General features: G+C 64.3%; 15 protein-coding genes. 10 read left to right on the top strand and 5 right to left on the bottom strand.

Features of this window, described 5'->3' with window-relative positions; all coding sequences use genetic code 11:
- Positions 1–107: 107 nt before the first annotated feature.
- The 4 genes from PVZ80_RS33740 to PVZ80_RS33725 all read left to right on the top strand — a co-directional run bounded on the left by PVZ80_RS33740 (position 108) and on the right by PVZ80_RS33725 (position 8,094).
- A complete protein-coding gene (locus PVZ80_RS33740; protein ID WP_101282492.1) occupies positions 108–2,726 on the top strand; it encodes a hypothetical protein in 2,619 nt (872 codons plus the stop codon).
- A gap of 548 nt (positions 2,727–3,274) precedes the next feature.
- The gene (locus PVZ80_RS33735) at positions 3,275–4,531 is read left to right on the top strand and encodes an HlyD family secretion protein (protein ID WP_273865147.1); all 1,257 of its coding nucleotides are present in this window, start codon (positions 3,275–3,277) and stop codon (positions 4,529–4,531) included.
- 12 nt (positions 4,532–4,543) lie between these two features.
- Positions 4,544–6,685: a peptidase domain-containing ABC transporter gene (locus PVZ80_RS33730; RefSeq protein WP_273865129.1), complete on the top strand. Its 2,142-nt coding sequence runs from the start codon at positions 4,544–4,546 to the stop codon at positions 6,683–6,685.
- The gene (locus tag PVZ80_RS33725) at positions 6,685–8,094 is read left to right on the top strand and encodes a TolC family protein (RefSeq protein WP_273865128.1); all 1,410 of its coding nucleotides are present in this window, start codon (positions 6,685–6,687) and stop codon (positions 8,092–8,094) included. The genes PVZ80_RS33730 and PVZ80_RS33725 overlap by 1 nt, the downstream gene beginning before the upstream one ends.
- Before the next feature lie 147 nt (positions 8,095–8,241).
- On the opposite strand, the gene PVZ80_RS33720 is transcribed toward PVZ80_RS33725, so the two are convergent.
- From PVZ80_RS33720 to PVZ80_RS33710, 3 genes are all read right to left on the bottom strand, one after another.
- A complete protein-coding gene (locus PVZ80_RS33720; RefSeq protein WP_016705245.1) occupies positions 8,242–8,454 on the bottom strand; it encodes a hypothetical protein in 213 nt (70 codons plus the stop codon).
- Between the two features lie 279 nt (positions 8,455–8,733).
- A complete protein-coding gene (locus PVZ80_RS33715; RefSeq protein ID WP_124301607.1) occupies positions 8,734–9,531 on the bottom strand; it encodes an ABC transporter ATP-binding protein in 798 nt (265 codons plus the stop codon).
- A 1-nt stretch (position 9,532) separates the two neighbouring features.
- On the bottom strand, positions 9,533–10,417 hold the full coding sequence (locus tag PVZ80_RS33710; protein WP_041983748.1) for an ABC transporter permease: 885 nt from the start codon (positions 10,415–10,417) through the stop codon (positions 9,533–9,535).
- A gap of 394 nt (positions 10,418–10,811) precedes the next feature.
- Between PVZ80_RS33710 and PVZ80_RS33705 the strand changes: the two genes are divergently transcribed.
- The gene (locus PVZ80_RS33705) at positions 10,812–11,900 is read left to right on the top strand and encodes an LLM class flavin-dependent oxidoreductase (protein ID WP_124340198.1); all 1,089 of its coding nucleotides are present in this window, start codon (positions 10,812–10,814) and stop codon (positions 11,898–11,900) included.
- Positions 11,901–12,613: 713 nt separating this feature from the next.
- On the opposite strand, the gene PVZ80_RS33700 is transcribed toward PVZ80_RS33705, so the two are convergent.
- Entirely contained in the window at positions 12,614–13,408 is a 795-nt protein-coding gene (locus PVZ80_RS33700; RefSeq protein ID WP_009049084.1) for a class II aldolase/adducin family protein, read from the bottom strand.
- A 141-nt stretch (positions 13,409–13,549) separates the two neighbouring features.
- Positions 13,550–14,455: a LysR family transcriptional regulator gene (locus PVZ80_RS33695; RefSeq protein WP_103331957.1), complete on the bottom strand. Its 906-nt coding sequence runs from the start codon at positions 14,453–14,455 to the stop codon at positions 13,550–13,552.
- A 220-nt stretch (positions 14,456–14,675) separates the two neighbouring features.
- Between PVZ80_RS33695 and PVZ80_RS33690 the strand changes: the two genes are divergently transcribed.
- The 5 genes from PVZ80_RS33690 to PVZ80_RS33670 all read left to right on the top strand — a co-directional run bounded on the left by PVZ80_RS33690 (position 14,676) and on the right by PVZ80_RS33670 (position 20,341).
- Positions 14,676–15,284: a cysteine dioxygenase gene (locus PVZ80_RS33690; RefSeq protein ID WP_273865127.1), complete on the top strand. Its 609-nt coding sequence runs from the start codon at positions 14,676–14,678 to the stop codon at positions 15,282–15,284.
- Positions 15,281–16,864, top strand: coding sequence for a rhodanese-related sulfurtransferase (locus PVZ80_RS33685; protein ID WP_273865126.1), 1,584 nt, complete (start codon positions 15,281–15,283; stop codon positions 16,862–16,864). Before PVZ80_RS33690 ends, PVZ80_RS33685 begins: the two co-directional genes overlap by 4 nt.
- 133 nt (positions 16,865–16,997) lie before the next feature.
- Positions 16,998–17,969 (top strand): ABC transporter substrate-binding protein, encoded by a 972-nt coding sequence (locus PVZ80_RS33680; protein WP_110176599.1) that lies wholly within the window; start codon positions 16,998–17,000, stop codon positions 17,967–17,969.
- A gap of 27 nt (positions 17,970–17,996) precedes the next feature.
- Positions 17,997–19,349 carry an LLM class flavin-dependent oxidoreductase gene (locus tag PVZ80_RS33675; RefSeq protein WP_273865125.1) on the top strand — a complete coding sequence of 451 codons (1,353 nt, stop codon included), beginning with the start codon at positions 17,997–17,999 and terminating at the stop codon, positions 19,347–19,349.
- Entirely contained in the window at positions 19,346–20,341 is a 996-nt protein-coding gene (locus tag PVZ80_RS33670) for an ABC transporter substrate-binding protein (protein WP_124313580.1), read from the top strand. Before PVZ80_RS33675 ends, PVZ80_RS33670 begins: the two co-directional genes overlap by 4 nt.
- Positions 20,342–20,375 lie beyond the last annotated feature (34 nt).

Genomic DNA, 20,375 nt, shown 5'->3' with positions numbered 1-20,375 from the left:
CCACTCTCACCGCTCCGGCTGTCACAAACGCTGCTGGCAACCTGCTGTTTTCCTGCTTTAACTTACTCGTGAGGGATGGATCCCCCTCCCTTTTGCGAGGGCTGCACATGGACAGGAAAAAGCCCGCTTCTTCGGCTCAGGATGCCCAGTTTCACGCCGAACATGCCCGTATCGACCAACGTCGGGATTTGCTGGGCCTGGCGCGCAAAAGCGCCGGCCACTGGGCCGTCGCCCTGTCCGGCGGCGGCATTCGCAGCGCCACCTTCTGTCTCGGGGTATTGCAGGCCATGGCCCGGGCCAGGGCGCCGGATGCCGTGGGCGAAGAACCGGGCATCGGCAAGCGCCTGCTGGCGCAGTTCGACTACCTCTCCACTGTCAGCGGTGGCGGCTACCTGGGTTCGTTTTTCGGCAGCCTGTTCCTGCCCGGGCGCCTGCGTGGGCGGGAAAACGCCCAGGTGGCGGCCAGTCCCGAAGTGCAGGCCGCGGAAGATGCCTATGAAGTGCTCGACTTCGAGCCACCGGGACGCATCCACACCCATATCGACTACGCCAAGGCCCCGGTGGGCGAAGCGCCGCTGGCCTGGCTGCGGGAGAACGGCCGCTACCTGACCCCGGGCGGTTCGGGCGACCTGTTCTATGTCCTGGGCCTGTCGCTGCGCAACCTGCTGGCGCTGCATGTCGTGATCGGCATGCCGCTGTTGTGCACGCTGGCCCTGGCCACCCTGGCGCAGGTGTTCATTTCCAGCGGCCCGCTGTGTTCGCCGCTGGTCGCGCTGCTGCCCATGGACCTGGTCAACGTCCTGTGCGGTTCGCTCTGGTGGGTGCCGGTGGCGGCCACCCTGTTCTGGATAGTGCCGCTGATGCTGGCGTTCTGGATGGTGTATTTCCGCAAGAGCCAGGACGAGGCGGTGCACCTGTGGAACTGGGCGACCCTGCTGTGCAGCGCGATCGGTGCCCTGTTCATCGGCCTGGCCTGCGCGCCCTGGGGGCTGGACGCCGAACTGCGGGCGATCCTGATCGTCTGCGGGGTGGTCAACTGGTTCGGCGTGCTGGCCTGTATCCTCGTGGCCCTGCGCCTGCGTTTCAAGCGCGACAAGGACGACGCCCTGGCGCGCAACAACTGCGTGCGCACCTACCGGGTGCTGGTCACCCGCTACCTGGCCCAGGCCCTGATCTTCACCCTGCTGCTGGGCTTCTACGTCCTGGTGCCATGGCTGGCCCAGTGGATCTACATCAGCGAGCAGCGCGCGCAACTGATGTCGTCGGCGGTCCTGCTGCCGTTGCTGATCGGCGCGATCCGCAGCCTCTCCAGTCTGCTCGACGACAAGGCCTTGCCCGGCTGGCTGAGCCGCCTGCCGCTGAGTGTGATCGCCGGTGTCGCCGGCATCGCGATCTTCATGCTGGTAGCCCTGCTCTGGGGCCTGCTGGTGCAGTTCGTGCGCTACCAGGGGCTCGATAGCGACAGCCTGACGCGCCTCATGGGCCTGGTGGCGGTAGCCCTGGTCCTGAGCCTGGCGGAGGGACGCTTCATCGGTTTTCTCAACCAGTCCTCGTTGCAATCCTTCTATCGCAGCCGGCTGACCCGAGCGTACCTGGGCGCCTCCAACGGCCTGCGTTTTGCCGGCAGGACGCCCAAGATCCGCAAGCAGCGCCTGAGCGTCGCCGAAGCCCTGCCCGGCGACGACGTGCCGATCGAGCAGTACTACGGCGTCACCACCTGCGCGCCGGTGCACCTGATCAACGTCACCCTGAACCTCACCGTCGACCCGGCCGAGCAACTGGTGCAGCGCGACCGCAAGGGCAAGCCGTTGTGCCTGGCCCCCAATGGCGCGAAGGCACCCGACAGCGTCAGCTACATCCTCGACGGCGAACCGCGCAAGCGCTCGACCCGCAGCAAATGGTTCAGCGAGATCTACCAGACCCTGGGCCTGGCCCATTGGGTGGCGACCTCCGGCGCGGCGATCTCCACCGGCCTGGGCCGGGCCACCTCGCTGGGTACCTCGCTGTCGTTCGGCCTGACTAACCTGCGCCTGGGCACCTGGTGGCCGGGCAATTTCCTCGAAGGCGACGAACAAGCCGACACTCAACGCAGCTGGCGGGACAAGGGCTGGGCCCGGGTGTTCCCGACCCAGACCTACCTGTTCTATGAACTGAGCGCGCACTTTCATGGGGTGCGCCGCGACTACCAATACCTGTCCGACGGCGGCCATTTCGAAAACACCGCCACCTACGAGCTGATCCGCGAAGGGCGCAAGATCGAGCTGATCGTCATGTGCGACTGCGGCGCCGACCCGAGCTACCAGTTCGACGACCTGGCCAACCTGATCCGCCTGGCGCGGATCGATCAGGCCCTGGAGATCGAGGAGGACCTGGGCGTGCATGAGGTTTCGCTACTGGCGCCCTACTTCGGCCATACCGCCAACTTCACCCATCCTGGCCCCGACGACAGCCTGCGCTGCGCGATGCTGTTCAACGTGGTCAATCGCCAGGGCCAGCGCACCGCGCGGATCCTGCTGCTCAAGCCACGCCTGATCGCCGGAGTGCCGGTGGACGTGCTCAATTACGCCAACGCCCACCCGACCTTCCCCAACGAAAGCACCGCCAACCAGTTCTTCGACGAAGCGCAGTTCGAAAGCTACCGGCAACTGGGCCTGCAGATCGGCCAGACGCTGTTCGGCAGCGGCCAGCCGACGCCGGTTTCCCAGGCGTTGTGGAACTACCTGTAGAACGCCCGCCTCCAGGAGGCCCCCATGACTCTTCTGTATCCCATCGCCGGTTTGCGTGACGACGAGCGTTTCGATGACTGGCAAGAGGGAGCTGCTCGACCTGCAGACCCACGCGCAAGTACACCCCTTCCCTGACTCCGACGATGAAGACGGCGGGTCACCAGGGAACTTCCGTGTTGTTGTTCTAATTTAAGCGGCTGGTCTAAAAAATTTACAGATGCATATGAATGACCGACCGGCGCTGTCCATGACAAGCCTATTGTTCGTACACCATTGGCGGGGCGAATCAGAAAAAAGCAGATGATAATAAGAAAGTTCTCAGTTGTATTTTTGCGTTTTGAGATTATGGTGTCCGACCACAAAATCCGGCATTGAAAATGGCTCTGCTGCACGCAGTTAAAGCGATAGAAGTTAAGTAACGACAAGCCGGTTCAGGCAACTAATGTGGCGAGCCATAATTAGCCATTCATCAACTACAGCGCTCATGAAACAGTCATTGGCTCTCGAATTATCATTCACAGGCGCTTAGTTCGATGGCAGATATACCGTTGTTCCGCAGGGAGGCGCTCGACGCCCGGCAAACCAACGGGCTGGGCGATATAGTTCTGGTCCGCCCGATCTCTTTCACCGTTCTCACGTGTCTGGCTACGGCCCTGGCGGTGTCGGTGGCGGCCTTCTTTTTCTTCGCCAGCTATACCAAGCGCAGCACCATCAGCGGCCAGCTGGTCCCGGTCGGTGGCCTGGTCAAGGTGTACGTGCCCCAGGCTGGCATCGTGTTCGAGACATTCGTCCACGAAGGCCAGAGGGTCAAGCGTGGCGAGCCTCTGCTGACGATCTCCAGTGAACGCTACGGTTCTGACGCCGAACCTGTGCAGGCCGGTATCAGCCGCCAGCTCGAACATCGCCGCGATTCGCTGCGCGGTGAACTGGAGAAAGTCCTGCGCTTACAACTCGATGAACGTGACAGCCTGAGCAACAAGGTCGCCAGCCTGCAGCGCGAGCTGGCGATACTCGCCCGGCAGGCGGACAGCCAGCAGCGGTTGGTGGCGCTGTCCAGCGACGCCACGCAGCGTTATCAGGGCCTGATGGATAAGGGCTACATTTCCGTCGACCAACTCCAGCAGCGCCAGGCCGAACTGTTGGGACAGCGCCAGGCCCTGCAGGGGCTGGAGCGCGAACGTGCGGCCCTGCAGCAGCAACTGACCGAGCGCCGCAACGAGTTGGCGGGCCTGGGCGCGCGCCAGGCCAACCAGCAGGCGGACATCCAGCGCCAGCTCTCTGCCCTCGAGCAAAACCTGGCGGAGAGCGAGGCCAAGCGCACGCTGCTGGTCACCGCTCCGGAAACCGGTATCGCCACTGCCGTACTCGCCGACATCGGGCAGACCGTGGACAGCTCGCGGCCATTGCTGAGCATCGTTCCCGCCGACGCCCCCTTGCAGGCAGAGCTGTATGCCCCGAGCAAGTCCATCGGTTTCATCAAGCCGGGCGACTCGGTGTTGATCCGTTACCAGGCCTATCCCTATCAGAAGTTCGGTCAGTACCAGGGCCGGGTGCGTTCCATTTCACGCACCAGCGTGCCCTTCGCCGAGCTCGCCAGAATGGCCGGCGCTGTGCCAGGGCTGGCCAAGGACGGCGAGCAGCTGTATCGCCTGCAGATCAGCCTGGATAAGCAGATGGTGACGGCTTACGGCCAACCGCGCCCCTTGCAAAGCGGCATGTTGCTCGACGCCGATGTCCTCCAGGACACCCGCCGCCTCTATGAGTGGGTGCTCGAACCGCTGTACAGCCTGACCGGCAAACTCTAGGAACAACCTTCAATGGCATTTCTCGACGCGCTCGCGCTGCGTATAGGTCGGCGCTTGCCGCTGGTATTGCAGACCGAAGCTACCGAATGTGGCCTGGCCTGCCTGGCGATGATCGCCGGCTACCACGGTTACCACACGGACCTGATGGACTTGCGGCGACGCTTCAGTGTGTCGCTCAAGGGCGCTTCCCTGAAGCAGTTGATCCAGACCGCACACCAACTGCAACTGGGGACTCGCCCGGTGAAACTGGCCCTGGACGATCTCGGCAAGCTGAAGCTGCCCTGCGTGCTGCACTGGAACTTCAACCACTTTGTGGTGCTGAAGGCGGTCGACGCCCGCGGCGTCACGCTCCACGACCCGGCCCGCGGGTTGTGTCGCTTGAGCCTGGAAGAAACCTCGCGCAGTTTCACCGGCGTCGCCATGGAGCTGTGGCCGGACCGCGGTTTCGAGGTACAGGCCGCCAAGCCGCGCATCCGTCTGCTGGACATGATGGGCCGGGTCACCGGGCTGTATCGCTCGTTGACCCAGGTGCTGTTGCTGTCCGGCGCGCTGGAGCTGTTTGCCCTGGTCAGCCCGTTCTTCCTGCAATGGACCCTGGACAACGTCATTGTCAGCGAGGACCGCGACCTGCTCAGTACCCTGGCGCTGGGTTTCGGCCTGTTGCTGCTGATGCAGCAGGCCGTCAGCGGGGTGCGCGCCTGGGTGATGATGCACCTGAGTACCCTGCTTAGTGTGCAGTGGCAGGCCAACGTGTTCAGCCACCTGTTGCGCTTGCCGATCCAGTACTTCGAAAAACGTCACCTGGGCGACGTGGTCTCGCGCTTCGGTTCAGTGGACAACATTCAGCAGACCCTTACCGCCGCCTTTCTCTCAGCGATCCTTGACGGCCTGATGACCATCGCCACCCTGGCCATGATGCTGCTCTACAGCCCGGTGCTGGCGGCGGTTTCCATTGCTGCCATGAGCCTTTACGCCCTTGGGCGTTGGGCTTGGTACCGCCCGCTGCGCAACGCCACGCAAGAGCAGATCGTGCATGCGGCCCGCCAAGAGAGCCACTTTCTGGAAACCGTCCGCGGGGTCCGCCCGCTCAAGCTGTTCCAGCGCCAGGAGGAGCGCCGCTCGGTCTGGCTCGGCCTGCTGGTGGAGCAGATCAACGCGGGGCTGCGCACCCAGAAGCTGCAACTGCTCTACCAGCAGATGAATGGCCTGCTGTTCGGCGTGGAAAACCTGTTGGTGATCTGGCTCGGCGCGACCCTGGTGATGGATGGCCAGTTCAGCGTCGGCGTATTTATGGCCTTCAATGCCTACAAATTACAGTTCGACAGCCGGGTGGCCAGCCTGATCGACAAGTTCTTCGAGCTGCGCATGTTGCAGCTACAGGGCGAACGGCTGGCCGACATCGTCCTGCAGCCCGCCGAAGAAGCGTTTGCCGGCAGCGTGCCCGAGGATCTGCGCGAGCGTCCGGCCAGCCTGCAGGTTCGCGGCCTGCGCTACCGCTACTCCGAGCAGGAACCCTGGGTGCTCGACGGGCTAGACCTGGACATTGCCGCCGGTGAGTCGGTGGCCATCGTCGGCCCCTCCGGCTGCGGCAAGAGCACCCTGTTCAACGTCCTGCTCGGCATTCTTCCGCCGAGCCAGGGCCAGGTCCGCGTGGCCGGCCTGGAACTCTCGCAGTTGGGGCTGGACGGCCTGCGCGAGCTGGTCGGGACGGTGATGCAGGACGATGTGCTGTTCGCCGGCTCGTTGTCGGAGAACATCAGCTTCTTCGATTCCAGGGTGGACATGCCCTGGCTGATCGAGTGCGCGCAAATGGCCGCGATCCACGACGACATACAGGCCATGCCGATGGGCTACAACACCCTGGTCGGCGATATGGGCACCGTGCTCTCCGGCGGGCAGAAGCAGCGGGTCATGCTGGCTCGGGCCTTGTACAAGAAACCGAAAATCCTGTTCCTCGACGAAGCCACCAGCCACCTCGACGTTCATTGCGAGCAACGCGTCAACGCCGCCATCCGTGGCCTGCGCATTACCCGGATCATGATCGCCCATCGCCCGGAAACCATCGGCTCGGCAGACCGGGTGGTGGTGCTCGGGCAGGGCAAGGTGGAAAGCGACGAAACCCGTGCGCGCCCGGCCACACGGGAGCGAAGCTGATGAGCCCGGTTCGGTGTTTGCTGCTCGGCTTGCTGGGTGCAGCCTCCTGCGCCGCGGCCTACGAGCCCGATGTGTTCGCTACCGCCGATGAAGTCTCCAGCCGGGCCGTGTACGACCTTGGCGGCAGTGGCCTGCCTTGCCACACCGCTGCACCGCGCGGTGAACTGAGCCTGGAGGACGCCATTGAGCGCATCCTCTGTCACGATCCCCGGACGCGCCTCGCCTGGGCCAATGCCAAGGCCAGCGCGGCGCAGGTAGGGATCGGCCGGGCCGCCTTCCTGCCGCGCCTGCAAGGGCGCCTTGAGGGCAGCCATGGCTACAGCGACCTGGACAGTCGCGACATGCCCCAGCAGTCCGGCCATAGTCGCAGCCACGCTACTGGCCTCGAACTGAGCTGGGTGCTGTTCGACTTCGGTCGTCGCAGCGCCACCCTGCACAATGCCCAGCAACTGCTGCTGGCGGCCACCGCCAGCCAGGACGCGGTCCTCCAGAACACCTTCGCCCTCGCCGCCCAGGCTTATTACGACGCCCTCTGCGCTCAGCGCAGCCTCGTCGCCTCGAGCCAGGTGGCAGAGCTGGCGGCGCAGAACCTCAAGGCGGCCGATGCGAAATACCAGGCGGGCGCCGCAGCCCTTTCCGACCGCCTGCAGGCGCAGACCGCCTTGTCCCAGGCGAGGCTGAAACAGGTCCGGGACGAAGGCTCCCTGCGCCAGGCTATCGGCCTTATCGCCTTGCGCATGGGCCTGCCGCCGGACACCCCGCTGCATCTCTCCAGCGAACTGGATGCACAACCCGATACCGGTTTCGTCAAGGCCATCGACCAACTGCTGGCCGAGGCCCGCAGCAGCCACCCTGCCCTGCACGCCGCCCAGGCGCGGCTGAAAGCGGCTGACGCGTCTCTGCAGGAAAGCCGCGCCGCCGGCCGCCCCAGCCTGACGTTGAGCGCTAACCTGGGGCGTCGCTACACCGAGCAGCCGTGGGTGTTCAACGGCGACATCCGCGAACGCGAACGCAGCATCGGCTTGCAGCTGAACATCCCTCTGTTCGAAGGCTTCGAGCGTACGTACCAGATCCGCAATGCCCTCGCCCGCCGGGAAGCCAGCGAAGCCGAATTGGCCGAAGTCGAGCAGCAGATTTCGCTGGAGGCCTGGAGCAACTATCAGTTGCTCGGCGTCGAGACCCGCAGCCTGGTGCGCACTCGCGAACTGGTCGAGCAGTCGCGTCAAACCCTGGAGGTTGTCCAGGGGCGGTACCGTTCCGGCGTCGGCAGCATGATCGAGATGCTCAATGCACTGACTGCCTACTCCAGCGCGCAGGAGCAGCACATACAGGCCCTTGGCGCCTGGCAGGTCTTGCGTCTGCGCCTGGCCGCCAGCCTGGGTCGACTGGGCTTCTGGACGCTGCGATAAGGTGAAGCCGGGAGGCTCATCGGCGGGTAATGGGAGGTCCGGCACTCAGTCAGTGCCGGCGAGTAAAAACGCCAGAAACAGTTTCTGGCGTTAGTGCAATGTTCATTGTTTTTATTATTTATAAAACATCGGGCAACTGGTAGTCGTTCAGTTGAACGGCCAGCCGGTCCAGCCATTCTTTATATTGATACCGATGCCGCCCTTGCCAGGAGCGCCAACGCCGATATTACCCGTGCCACCATTGTTCTTGATCAGGTCAGCCAGGTCGTTCAGGTTGGTGTCGGTAGTCACTTTTTTTCCGCCGATGGTCAAGCCGGCGCCCGATACGACGTCTATTTCCATATCGTTCAGATTGCGCATGTTTCATTCCTTTCCAAAGATTTATCTATCAGCTTTCCCGACAATCCGGTACTCGACTTTCCCGGATAGCTGGAAAGAGCCATTTCATCTTTCATGTAAAAAGATGCGGAATAATTAAAACAAACAACAATATCGGATACTTCTGAAAGTGCTATTGACGAGTCGGTTCAGCCTGTCGCTGGCGCACCCACTCCACCGTTCTGCAGTACGCGTCCCAAAGAGCCCGCTGTGACGAGACACCCGGCAACATCAGGTTGGAGATCTTCCGCAAGCGAACACTCAGCCATGGGCGAACCGCCGGACACTCGAAGGCGGGCGCGCGGTGCCGGTTGCTGGCAGCGCCGGCTCCGCCGCTTCCACCCCCAACAGGCTCAGCAGGCGCGCGCGGATCTCCTGGAAACCGTCCTGGCCGGTGTCCCGCGCGCGTGGCAGGTCGATGCTCAGTTGCTCGGCGATCTTGCCGTTGGCCAGCACGATGACCCGATCGGCCAGGAGGATGGCTTCGTCGACATCGTGGGTCACCAGCAGCACCGCCGGCGTGTGTTTGCGCCAGAGGTCGATGATCAGTCGGTGCATGCGGATCCGCGTCAGCGCATCCAGCGCGGCGAAGGGTTCGTCGAGCAACAGCAGCTTGGGCTCGCGCACCAGGCCGCGGGCCAGGGCCACGCGCTGGGCTTCGCCGCCGGAGAGCGTCGCCGGGTAGGCTTCCAGGCGGTGGGCCAGGCCGACTTCGGTCAGGGCCTGCACCGCGCGGGCACGGGCATTGGGGATGCGCAGGCCAAGGATCACGTTCTTCCAGGCGCGCTTCCAGGGCATCAGGCGCGGCTCCTGGAACACCGCGGCGCGCGCCTTGGGCACTCGCAACTGGCCGCTGTCGATGCTGTCGAGCCCGGCCAGGCTGCGCAGCAAGGTGGTCTTGCCCGAACCGCTGGCGCCCAGCAGCGCGACGAATTCCCCCGGGGCGATGTCCAGGTCCAGGCCGTCGATGACCCGCTGCTCGCCGAACTGGCGCACCACATTGCGCAGTTGTACCGGGTGGGCGGTCTTGGGCGCGTTTACACGATCGATGCTCGACATATCAATTCCTCACGAAAGTTGGGCGCCAGGCCAGGGCGAAACGTTCCAGGGTGCGGATCAGGCCGTCGATCAGCAGGCCGAGGACGCTGTAGATCAGCAGGCAGATGACGATCACGTCGGTGCGCATGAAGTCCCGCGCGTCACTGGCCAGGTAACCGATGCCAGCGGTGGTGTTGATCTGCTCGACGAACACCAGGGCCAGCCAGGAAATCCCCAGGGAATAGCGCAGGCCGACGAAAAACGAGGGCAAGGCGCCCGGCAGGATCACGTGCCAGATCAGCTCGCGCCGGCTCAGGCCCAGGGTGTTGGCGGCCTCGATCAGCTTGGGGTCGATGTTGCGGATACCGGCGAACAGGTTCAGGTACACCGGGAACGTGGTGCCGGTTACGATCAGGGCGATCTTGGTGAACTCGCCGATGCCGAACCAGAGAATGAACAGCGGCACCAGGGCCAGCGAAGGGATGGTGCGCAGCATCTGCATCGGCGAATCCAGCACCACCTCGCCGCGTTTCGACAGGCCGCTGATCAGTGCCGCCACCACGCCGATACTGACGCCGATGCTCAAGCCCACCAGCGCCCGTTGCAGCGACACCAGCAGGTGCTTGCCCAGTTCGCCGGAGGCGATCATGGCCCAGAGCGTGCCGCCGATCTGCGACGGCGCGGCGATCACTCGCTGGGGAATCAGCCCCCAGCGCGACGCCAGCTCCCACAACAACAGCAGCACGATCGGGCTGATCAGCCGCAGCAGCGCCTCGGGGGTGCGCCAAGTGCGCAGCCACGGCGGGATCCACTGCGCCCCGCCCTGCCCCGCACCACCCCGGCGAACGGCCTTGTCGACGGAAAACGAGCTGCTGGCGCCCGGTGTCTCGAAAGTCTTGTCGCTCATCAGGCTTCCTTCCTCATCAAGCCCATGGCCGGAGGCGCCATGTTTCAGCTTCGAATTCATGCTATTCGCATAAAAAATCGCAGTGAAATTCTTTTTGGGAATAACCTAATATGATTAAAAATCAGATAGAAAATTAACCAGATAAATTATTTGCATAGTAAGACGGCTCGGCCAACGCCCTTTGCCGGGTGTGCGGATGCAGCGCTATAAAATGCACATTACTGATACATGTCTATTTAAATAATCAGTTAATTTAATAATTAACTTAGAACAAAACGGCATTTCACACCCCGCCGCGCTGCGCCTACTTTCGACACCACGGACCGCCCCCTTGCCCGGTGGAGGCTGAATCACGCCTATTGAAAAACTATTGGAAGAAAACAGGGAATCCACCATGAGTATCGAATTCATCGGTTTTATCGGCGGCCACCACGCCTCGGAAATCCACCCGCGCAGCGGCCCCGTGCTGCAACCCGACTACGTGGAGAAAGTCGCCCGCGCCCATGAAGACGCCGGCTTTGACCGCGCCCTGGTGGCGTTCCACTCCAACAGCCCGGACAGCACCCTGATCGCCGCGCACGCCGCCAGCGTGACGAAAAAGCTCAAGTTCCTGATCGCCCATCGCCCGGGTTTCGCCGCACCGACCCTGGCCGCGCGCCAGTTCACCACCCTGGATGTGTTCAATGGCGGGCGCACCGCGGTGCACATCATCACCGGTGGCGACGATCGCGAACTGCGTGCCGACGGCAGCTACATCGGCAAGGACCAGCGCTACGCCCGCACCGACGAATACCTGGACGTGCTGCGCCAGGAATGGACCAGCGGCCAGCCCTTCGACTATCAAGGCCAGTATTACCAGGTCGAGGGCGCGTATTCGGCGGTGCAGTCGCCGCAACAGCCGCACATCCCGCTGTACTTTGGCGGCTCCTCGGCGGCGGCCATCGCCGTGGCTGGCAAGCATGCGGACGTCTATGCGTTGTGGGGCGAAACCTACGAGCAGGTGCGCGAAGTGGTGAGCCAGGTGCGTGCCGAGGCCGCCAGGCATGGTCGCAGCATCAGGTTCAGCCTGTCGTTGCGGCCGATCCTGGCGGACAGCGAGGAGCAGGCCTGGGCCCGTGCCGAACGCATCCTGCAGCAGGCTACGGCCCTCGCCGAGCAGAACGGTTTTGTCCGCCGCGAACCACCGAATGAAGGTTCGCGTCGCCTGCTGGCGGCAGCGGCCCAGGGCTCGCGCCTGGACAAGCGCCTGTGGACCGGCATCGCCGGGCTGCTCGGCGCCCAGGGCAACTCGACGTCCCTGGTCGGCACCCCGGAGCAAGTGGCCGAAGCCCTGCTCGACTATTACGACCTGGGCATCACCACCTTCCTGATCCGCGGCTTCGACCCGCTCGAGGACGCCATCGACTATGGCCAGCGCCTGATCCCGCTGACCCGCAAGCGGGTGGCCGAGCGCGAGCGGCTGGCCGCGGAAAAAGTTGCCTGAGCTGGACCCCGACGCATAGAGCCCTGATCGCCCTGTAGCCGCTGCCGCAGGCTGCGATCGGGGCACAGCCCCGCCAACCTGACGACGCGCTATCACTGACCTGTGGTGGCGCCTGGTTTGGCGACCGCTGCGCGGTCGTTCGCAGCCTCGCTTCGGCTCGGCAGCGGCTACAGAGCATCGCTCATTGCTGGATGGATACCTTGTAGCCGCTGGCGCAGCCTGCGATCGGGGCATAGCCCCGCCAACCTGACGACGCGGTATCACTGGCCTGCGGCGGCGTCTGGCCTGGCGACCGCTGCGCGGTCGTTCGCAGCCTCGCTTCGCTCGGCAGCGGCTACAGAGCATTGCTCATTGCTGGATGGATACCTTGTAGCCGCTGGCGCAGCCTGCGATCGGGGCATAGCCCCGCCAACCTGCCGGCGCGCTATCACTGGCCTGCGGCGGCGCCTGGCTTGGCGACCGCTGCGCGGTCGTTCGCAGCCTCGCTTCGGCTCGGCAGCGGCTACAGAGCCTCACTTCTTGCTGGATGGACGCCTTGTAGCCGCTGCCGAAGGCTGCGATCGGCTGCGCAGCAGACGCAAAACCGGAGACTGCGGTTTGTCAGGCAGACCGCGTGTTGCGGATTCACGGCTGCCGGGTCGGAATGCCGCCCAAGCCAATCGCAGGCTACGCCGGCGGCCACAGTGCGTAAGCGTGTTTCTGTGTCCGTACCATCACTCCTTATAAGCCGTATCACTACGCTCCAACTGGCGGATCAGCGCATTCCAGTGCCGGGCGACGCCCGGTCCGTCGCCACTCTTGAAGGCTTCGGCCTGCTTCTCGACCTTGGCCACCACCTCGGCCGGCGGGTAGATCAGCTCGGCATTGCCGCTGGCCTGGGCGGCGATCTGGATGTTGCAGGCGCGCTCCAGGTAATGCAGTTGCTGGAACGCATGCTCGACGCTGATGCCTGCGGTGAGCAGCCCGTGGTTGCGCAGGATCAGCACGCTCTTGTCCCCCAGGTCCGCCACCAGCCGTTCGCGCTCGTCGAGGTCGAGGGCGATGCCTTCGTAACCGTGATAGGCCACGCGCCCGGAAAAACCGATGGCATGCTGGGAAATCGGCAACAGGCCGTCGCGCTGGGCGGACACGGCGATGCCGTCGCGAGTGTGGGTGTGCAGCACCGCCTGCAGATCAGGACGGGCGCCATGGATTGCGCTGTGGATCACATAACCGGCGTAGTTGATCCCGAGGCCCGTGGGGTCGTCGACGATAGTGCCGTCAATGTCGACCTTGACCAGGTTGGAAGCGCTGATTTCGTCGAACAGCAAGCCGAAGGCGTTGATCAGGAAATGCTCGTCGGGCCCCGGCACCCGCGCGGAAAAGTGCGTGTAGATGTGATCGGTCCACTTGTACAAGGCCGCCAGCCGGTAGGCCGCGGCGAGCTTCACGCGCACCTCCCACTCTTCGGGGCTGACACGCTGGCGAACATTTTTCGAGACGCTGGATAACGGGCTGACGCTGCTCATGGCAAAACTTCCTGGATGGCCTTTAAGGAACTCCAGCCAGCCTAGGGGAAGGCAAAAAATAATAAAAATCACATTTTAATCTAAGCTAATTATCATTATTTTTTATTTTAAGCCGCCCTGCCCTTGCCCTCTTTCAACCGCTCACGCGGCACTCTTGATCTTCTGCAGCGAGCCGGCGACCAGCTTGCCAAAGGCGTCCACCGGCCCTTGCAGGTTGCCGAGAAAATGCGGGTAGATCAGCCACAGGTCCATCACCGGCTTGAAGTCCTTGAGCGGCATCGCCGCCAGTTGCTCGCGGTGGGCGCTGCGCTCCAGCAGCGGCCGTGGCACCAGGCCGAGACCCAGGCCATCGGCGACCAGGCCCAACTGCAACTCGGTGCCAAAGGTTTCCAGGTTGACCCGCAGGGCCAGGCCCTGGTCCGACAGGGTGCGTTGCAGCCCGGCGCGGAAACCGCAGCCGTCCGGATTGAGAATCCAGCCGTTCTGGTAAATGTCGGCGAGCTTGCACGGGCGCTTGGGCAACTGCGCCTTGGCGCAGACCACCACCAGCTCCATCTTGCCGATCGACTCGCCAATGATGTTGTCCGGGAAGATCTTGCCGGCCGGGAACAGCGCGGCCGCCGCGTCCAGCTCGCCGCGCTCGATCTTGCCCACCAGCTGGCTGCCCCAGCCCGTGGCCACCTGGGCGCGCAATTCGGGGTATTCGACGCGCAGGTGCTTGAGGGCATCGAGCAACACCACATCGCCGATGGTCTGCGGCACGCCCAGGCGCAACAGCCCGGTGGGCGGCGCATCGGTGGCCACCAGTTCGCGCAGGGCATCCATTTCCCGCAGGATCAGCCGGCACTGTTCGTACACCCGGGTACCGATCAGCGTGGGCTTGAGCGGCTTGGTGTTGCGGTCGAACAGCTCCACGCCCAAGGCCTGCTCAAAGTTCTGCACCCGCCGGGTGATCGCCGGTTGCGTCAGTTGCAAGGTCTCGGCGGCATGGCTGATGGACTGGCAACGAATCACTTCGACAAAGGCGTCGATATCATCAATTTTCATTTGGCCCGCACATAGAGAACAGTCATTAAGATGTTCGAAAAGCATAGTTTGAATGCGCGTAGCTGGATAGCCTGGCGCATCTATCGATAACGTCTAACGCTATTCACAAGGGTTCTAAATTCCTTTCGGCTATAACCTAATCATAAAAAAATAGCATATTAAGAAAAATCATTATGCTTAAATCCTGATATCGAACCTAGACCACGACCACGGAGTCGCCATGACCCAGGCCCGACACCCGGAGAGACTCAGAGCATTCATAGGCGCCCTGGCGGAGCTGATCGACAGCCACCCCCGCGAAGGCGACCTGCTGCACCGCGGCGGCAAGCTGCTGGCCCAGCTGGTCAGCCATGACGACTGGCTGCCCGAGGACTTCGCCCGCCCCGATCCGGAGCGCTATCAACAGTACCTGCTGCACGCCGATTCCCGGCAGCGCTTCAGCATCGTCAGTTTTGTCTGGGGGCCGGGGCAACGCACGCCGATCCACGACCACCGGGTCTGGGGGCTGATCGGCATGTTGCGCGGCTCGGAGTACTCACAAGGTTTCGCCCGCCACAGCGACGGCAGCCTGCGGGCCGAGGGCCAGCGGATCCAACTGCTGCCCGGCCAGGTCGAGGCCGTGTCGCCGAAGATCGGTGACATCCATCAGGTCAGCAATGCCTTCGACGATCAGGTGTCGATCAGCATCCATGTCTACGGCGCCAATATCGGTGCCGTGCGCCGCGCGGTGTACCAAACCGACGGCAGCGAGAAACTGTTCATCTCCGGTTATTCCAACGCCTTCCTGCCCAATATCTGGGACCTGTCCAAAGAGAGCCAAGCCCTATGAGCACAGCACCTACCCGCTCTTACCCACAGATCCGCCAGGCGCTGCTGAACCGTGAAGAGCTCGCCCTCGTCGATGTGCGCGAAGAGGCGCCCTTCGCCCAGGGGCATCCGCTGTTCGCCGCCAATATCCCGCTGTCGAAACTGGAGCTGGAGGTGTATGCGCGGATTCCCCGGCGCGATACCCAGGTCACCGTCTATGACCATGGCGAAGGCCTGGCGGAACGCGCGGTGCAGCGCCTGCAAGCGCTGGGCTACAGCAATGTGAGCCTGCTCGAAGGCGGCCTGGACGGCTGGCGCGACGCCGGCGGCGAGTTGTTCATCGACGTCAATGTGCCGAGCAAAGCCTTCGGCGAACTGGTAGAGAGCCAGCGACATACGCCGTCCCTGGCGGCGGAAGAAGTCCAGGCCCTGCTCGACAGCCAGGCGGACCTGGTGGTGCTCGACGCCCGGCGTTTCGACGAATACCAGACCATGAGCATTCCCCGTGGCATCAGCGTGCCGGGGGCGGAGCTGGTGCTGCGCGCCCGCGAGCTGGCGCCGGACCCGGCGACCCGGATCATCGTCAACTGCGCCGGACGCACCCGCAGCATCATCGGCACCCAGTCGCTGATCAACGCCGGCATCGCCAACCCGGTGGCTGCCCTGCGCAACGGCACCATCGGCTGGACCCTGGCCGGGCAGGCGCTGGAGCACGGCCAGTCGCGGCGCTTCGCACCTACCAGCGAAGCCCATCGCTCTGTCGTCGCCGATGACGCCCGGCGAGTGGCCGACAAGGCGCGGGTGGGCCGCGCCAGCCTCGACGACCTGCAACGCTGGCAGCAGGAAACGCAGCGCAGCACCTACCTGTTCGACGTGCGCACCCCGGAAGAATTCGAGGCCGGCCACCTGCCCGCGGCCCGCTCCACCCCCGGCGGGCAACTGGTGCAGGAAACCGATCACTTTGCCAGTGTGCGCGGCGCGCGCCTGGTGCTGGTGGACGACGATGGCGTGCGCGCCAATATGTCCGCGTCCTGGCTGGCCCAGCTGGGCTGGCAGGTGTACGTGCTGGATGACCTGCAGCCCGCGCACTTCAGCGAACAAGGCCCGTGGCAGGCACCAGTGCCCGCAGCGCCGCAGGCCGAGGAAATCAGCCCCGAGACCCTGGCCCAGTGGCTGGCCGAAGGCGACAGCCTGCTGCTGGATTTCACCAGCAGCGCCAACTACGTCAAGCGGCATATCCCGGGCGCCTGGTGGGCCTTGCGCGCGCAGTTGCCGGAGGTTCTGGCCAAGCTGCCGCCGGCCGAGCGTTATGTGCTGACCTGCGGTAGCAGCCAGCTGGCGCGGCTGGCGGTCGCCGAGGTCGAGGCCCTGACCGGCAAGCCAGTGTTCCTGCTGCACCAGGGCACCGCCAGCTGGATTGACGCGCAGCTGCCGCTGGAAACGGGCGAAACCCGCCTGGCCTCGCCGCGCATCGACCGTTATCGCCGGCCCTACGAGGGCACCGATAACCCTCGCGAAGCCATGCAAGCCTACCTGGACTGGGAGTTCGGATTAGTGGAGCAACTGGCCCGCGACGGCACCCACGGTTTTTATGTGATCTGAACCGCGTGATCTGAAACAACCGGGCTTATGCGCCTTCACCGGCCCATAAGCCACCTGATGCAACACCCGGACCGACCCCTTTCTCCAGGCGGAGGTGACCCTAACCACCGACACCCGCCTGGAGCCTGTCGTCATGCGCGTTACCCTGCCCTTCCTCACCCCGCTGTTGCTGGCTGTCGCTTTTGCTCTTGCCGCCACGGCGCAGGCCGCCGACCTGCAACCGCTGCGGGTGGCCAATCAGAAGTCGACGATCAAGGTCCTGCTGGAGGTCTCCGGCGAGCTGAAGGACGTGCCCTATGAAATCCAGTTCTCCGAATTCCCCGCCGCCGCGCCCCTGGGCGAGGCGCTGAATGCCGGCGCCGTGGACATCGGCGGCCTGGGCGATGCGCCCTATGTGTTCGCCCTCGGCGCCGGTGCGCCGCTCAAGGTGGTCAGCATCGTCCACGCCGAGGGGCGCTACACCACGGCCATTCTGGCGCCCAGGGACTCGCCGCTGAACGACGCCCGCGACCTCAAGGGCAAGCGCATCGTCACCACCCGCGGCTCCATCGGCCACTTCCTGGCGATCAAGGCCCTGCGCAGCGTCGGCCTGAGCACCCGGGATGTGCAGTTCATCTACCTGCTGCCCAGCGAGTCGCGCATCCTCCTGGACAACGGCAGCGCCGACGCCTGGTCGACCTGGGACCCTTACACCACCATCGCCACCACCCAGAGCCAGGCCAAGGTGCTGGTCAGCGGCGACAACCTGCTGAGCAACCACCTGTACCTGGCCGCCACCCGCCAGGCGATCACCGACAAACGCCAGCAGCTCGAAGACTTCGTCGCCCGGGTCGATCGCGCCTACCGCTGGACCAACGCCCATCCCCAGGAATTCGCCGCCGCCCAGGCCCAGGTCACCGGCCTGCCGCTGGCCGTGCACCTGGCGGTGGCCCAGGCCACGCACATGCAGCCGGTGGCGATCGACGACCAGGTCATCGGCGGCCTGCAAACCACCGCGGACATCTACCGCGAGGAAGGCATCCTCAGCCGGCCCATCGACGTCTCCCAGGGCTTCGACAAGAGCTTCAACGCCCCGCGCGTGCAACTCAACCAGGCATCCCGCTAACCAGACTACGGATTCAGGAGCATCACCATGAGCAAACAACGTCAATTGAAACTCGGCGCGATGGTCCATGGCGTCGGTCACGGCTGGGGCGAATGGCGCCACCCGCGGGCCCTGGCCAACGCCAGCGTGAACTTCGACTTCTATAAGCAGCAGGCGCAACTGGCCGAGGCGGCCAAGTTCGACTTCGTGTTCATCGCCGACAGCCTGCACATCCATGAAAAGTCCAGCCCGCACTACCTCAACCGCTTCGAGCCGCTGACCATTCTCTCGGCGCTGGCCGCCAGCACCCGGCACATCGGCCTGGTGGCCACCGTCACCGTCAGCTACACCGAGCCGTTCCAGGTCGCCCGCCAGTTCGCCTCGCTGGACCATATCAGCGGCGGTCGCGCCGGCTGGAACGTGGTCACTTCCTGGCTCAGCGGCACCGCCGACAACTTCGGCAAGGCCGAGCACCCGCCCCACGCCGTGCGCTACCGCATCGCCAAGGAACATGTGGCGGTGGTCCAGGGCCTGTGGGATTCCTGGGAAGACGACGCCTTTGCCTACGACAAGCAGAGCGGCGAATTCTTCACCCCCGGCAAGCTGCATGCGCTGGAGCACAAGGGCGAATTCTTCTCGGTGAAAGGCCCGCTGAACATCGCCCGCTCCCGGCAAGGCCAGCCGGTGATTTTCCAGGCCGGCACCTCCGAGGACGGGCGCAATTTCGCCGCCGAGAATGCCGATGCGATTTTCGTCAGCCCCGAAGACTTCAACGAAGCGCGCGCCTACTACCAGGACCTGAAACGCCGCGCCAGCGGCTTTGGCCGCGATCCACAGCTGCTGTCGATCCTGCCCGGCATCCGCCCGATCGTTGGCCGCGATGCCGCGGAAGTCGAAGAGCGCTACCAGCAGGCGGTGGCGCTGGTGAGCATCGAAGATGCGATCGTCGCCCTTGGCCGGCCGTTCAACGACCATGACTTCAGCCAGTACCCGCTGGACGCGCCCTTCCCCGAGCTCGGCGACCTCGGCGCCAACAGCCAGAAAGGTGGCTCGGAGCGGATCAAGCAGTTGGCCCGCGACGAGGGCCTGAGCTTGCGCGAAGTGGCCCTGCGCTTCTCGCGGCCACGGCGTGATTTTGTCGGCACCCCCGAGCAGGTCGCCGACGCCATTCAAACCTGGTTCGAGGAAGGCGCGGCCGACGGTTTCATCATCAACTCGCTGCTGCCGGACGGCCTGCAGTACTTCACCGAGCGGGTGGTGCCGGTGCTGCAACAGCGCGGCCTGTTTCGCGATGAGTACAGCGGCCAGACCCTGCGCGACAACCTCGGCCTGCCGGTGCCGGCCAACCGCTACGCCGAGCCATCCCAGGCCGATGCAGCCCAGAGCGAGGCCGTGGCATGAGCGAATACCTCAACCGTCGCGGCTTCCTCGCCGCCAGCTCGCTGGCCGTTGGCGCCCTGGGCTTGTCCTCGCTGGGCTTGGCCACGCGCGCCTTCGCCCAGAACAATAGCCTGGCCGACCTGACCCTGGGGGTCGCCACCTACCGTGGGCAGGACTCCTACTTCGTCGAGGACGCCGGCACCGCCAATACCCCCTATAAGGTCGAATACTCGGAGTTCGCCGGCGGCAACCTGATCGTCGAAGCGCTGGCCTCGGGCAGCCTGGACGTCGGCGGGATGAGCGAGATCCCGCCGATCTTCTCGATCCAGAGCCATCGCCAGCCCCGCCTGATCGCGGTGCTGCAAGGCGACGTGAACAACCAGGTGTTCCTGATTCCCAAGGACTCCAAGGTCGAGTCGGTCGCGCAGTTGCGCGGCAAGCGCGTCGGCTATGTGCGCTCCACCACCTCGCACTACTTCCTGATCAAGGCCTTGAAGGAACAGGGCCTGACCCTGAACGACATCACCGCGGTGGCGCTCACGCCCCAGGACGGTTTCAGCGCCTTCCAGAGCGGCCAGCTGGATGCCTGGGTGATCTATGGCGTGTTTATCCAGCTGGCGAAATTCCGCAGCGGCGCCCGGGTGCTGAAGACCGCCCTGGGCTACCTGTCCGGCAACTACCTGATCGCCGCGCGGCCCGCGGCCCTGGAAGAGCCGCTGCGCAAGCAGGCGATCCAGGACTATATCCAGCGCCAGGCGCGCACCCTGGAATGGATCAACGACAACCCCGAGCCCTGGGCGAGCAAGTCGGCGCAGTTGCTGGGCGTCGACAAGGCAGTGTTTCTCGACATGTACAACAACCGCAGCCAGCCGTCGCGGATCATCGCCGTCAACGACCAGGCCATCGCCTCGCAGCAGGCGGTCGCCGACCTGTTCTTCGACGCTGGCGTGCTCAGCGAACGGCTCGACGTCAGCCCCTTGTGGGACCGAAGTTTTGCCTTGCTGCCGCTATGAACCGGCTCCCAGCCACCTTGATCGAGTGAAGTCA

The organism is Pseudomonas sp. B3G-3, assembly GCF_028640915.1.
Lineage (GTDB): Bacteria > Pseudomonadota > Gammaproteobacteria > Pseudomonadales > Pseudomonadaceae > Aquipseudomonas > Aquipseudomonas chlororaphis_I.
This window is presented reverse-complemented; position numbering and strand designations above follow the sequence as displayed.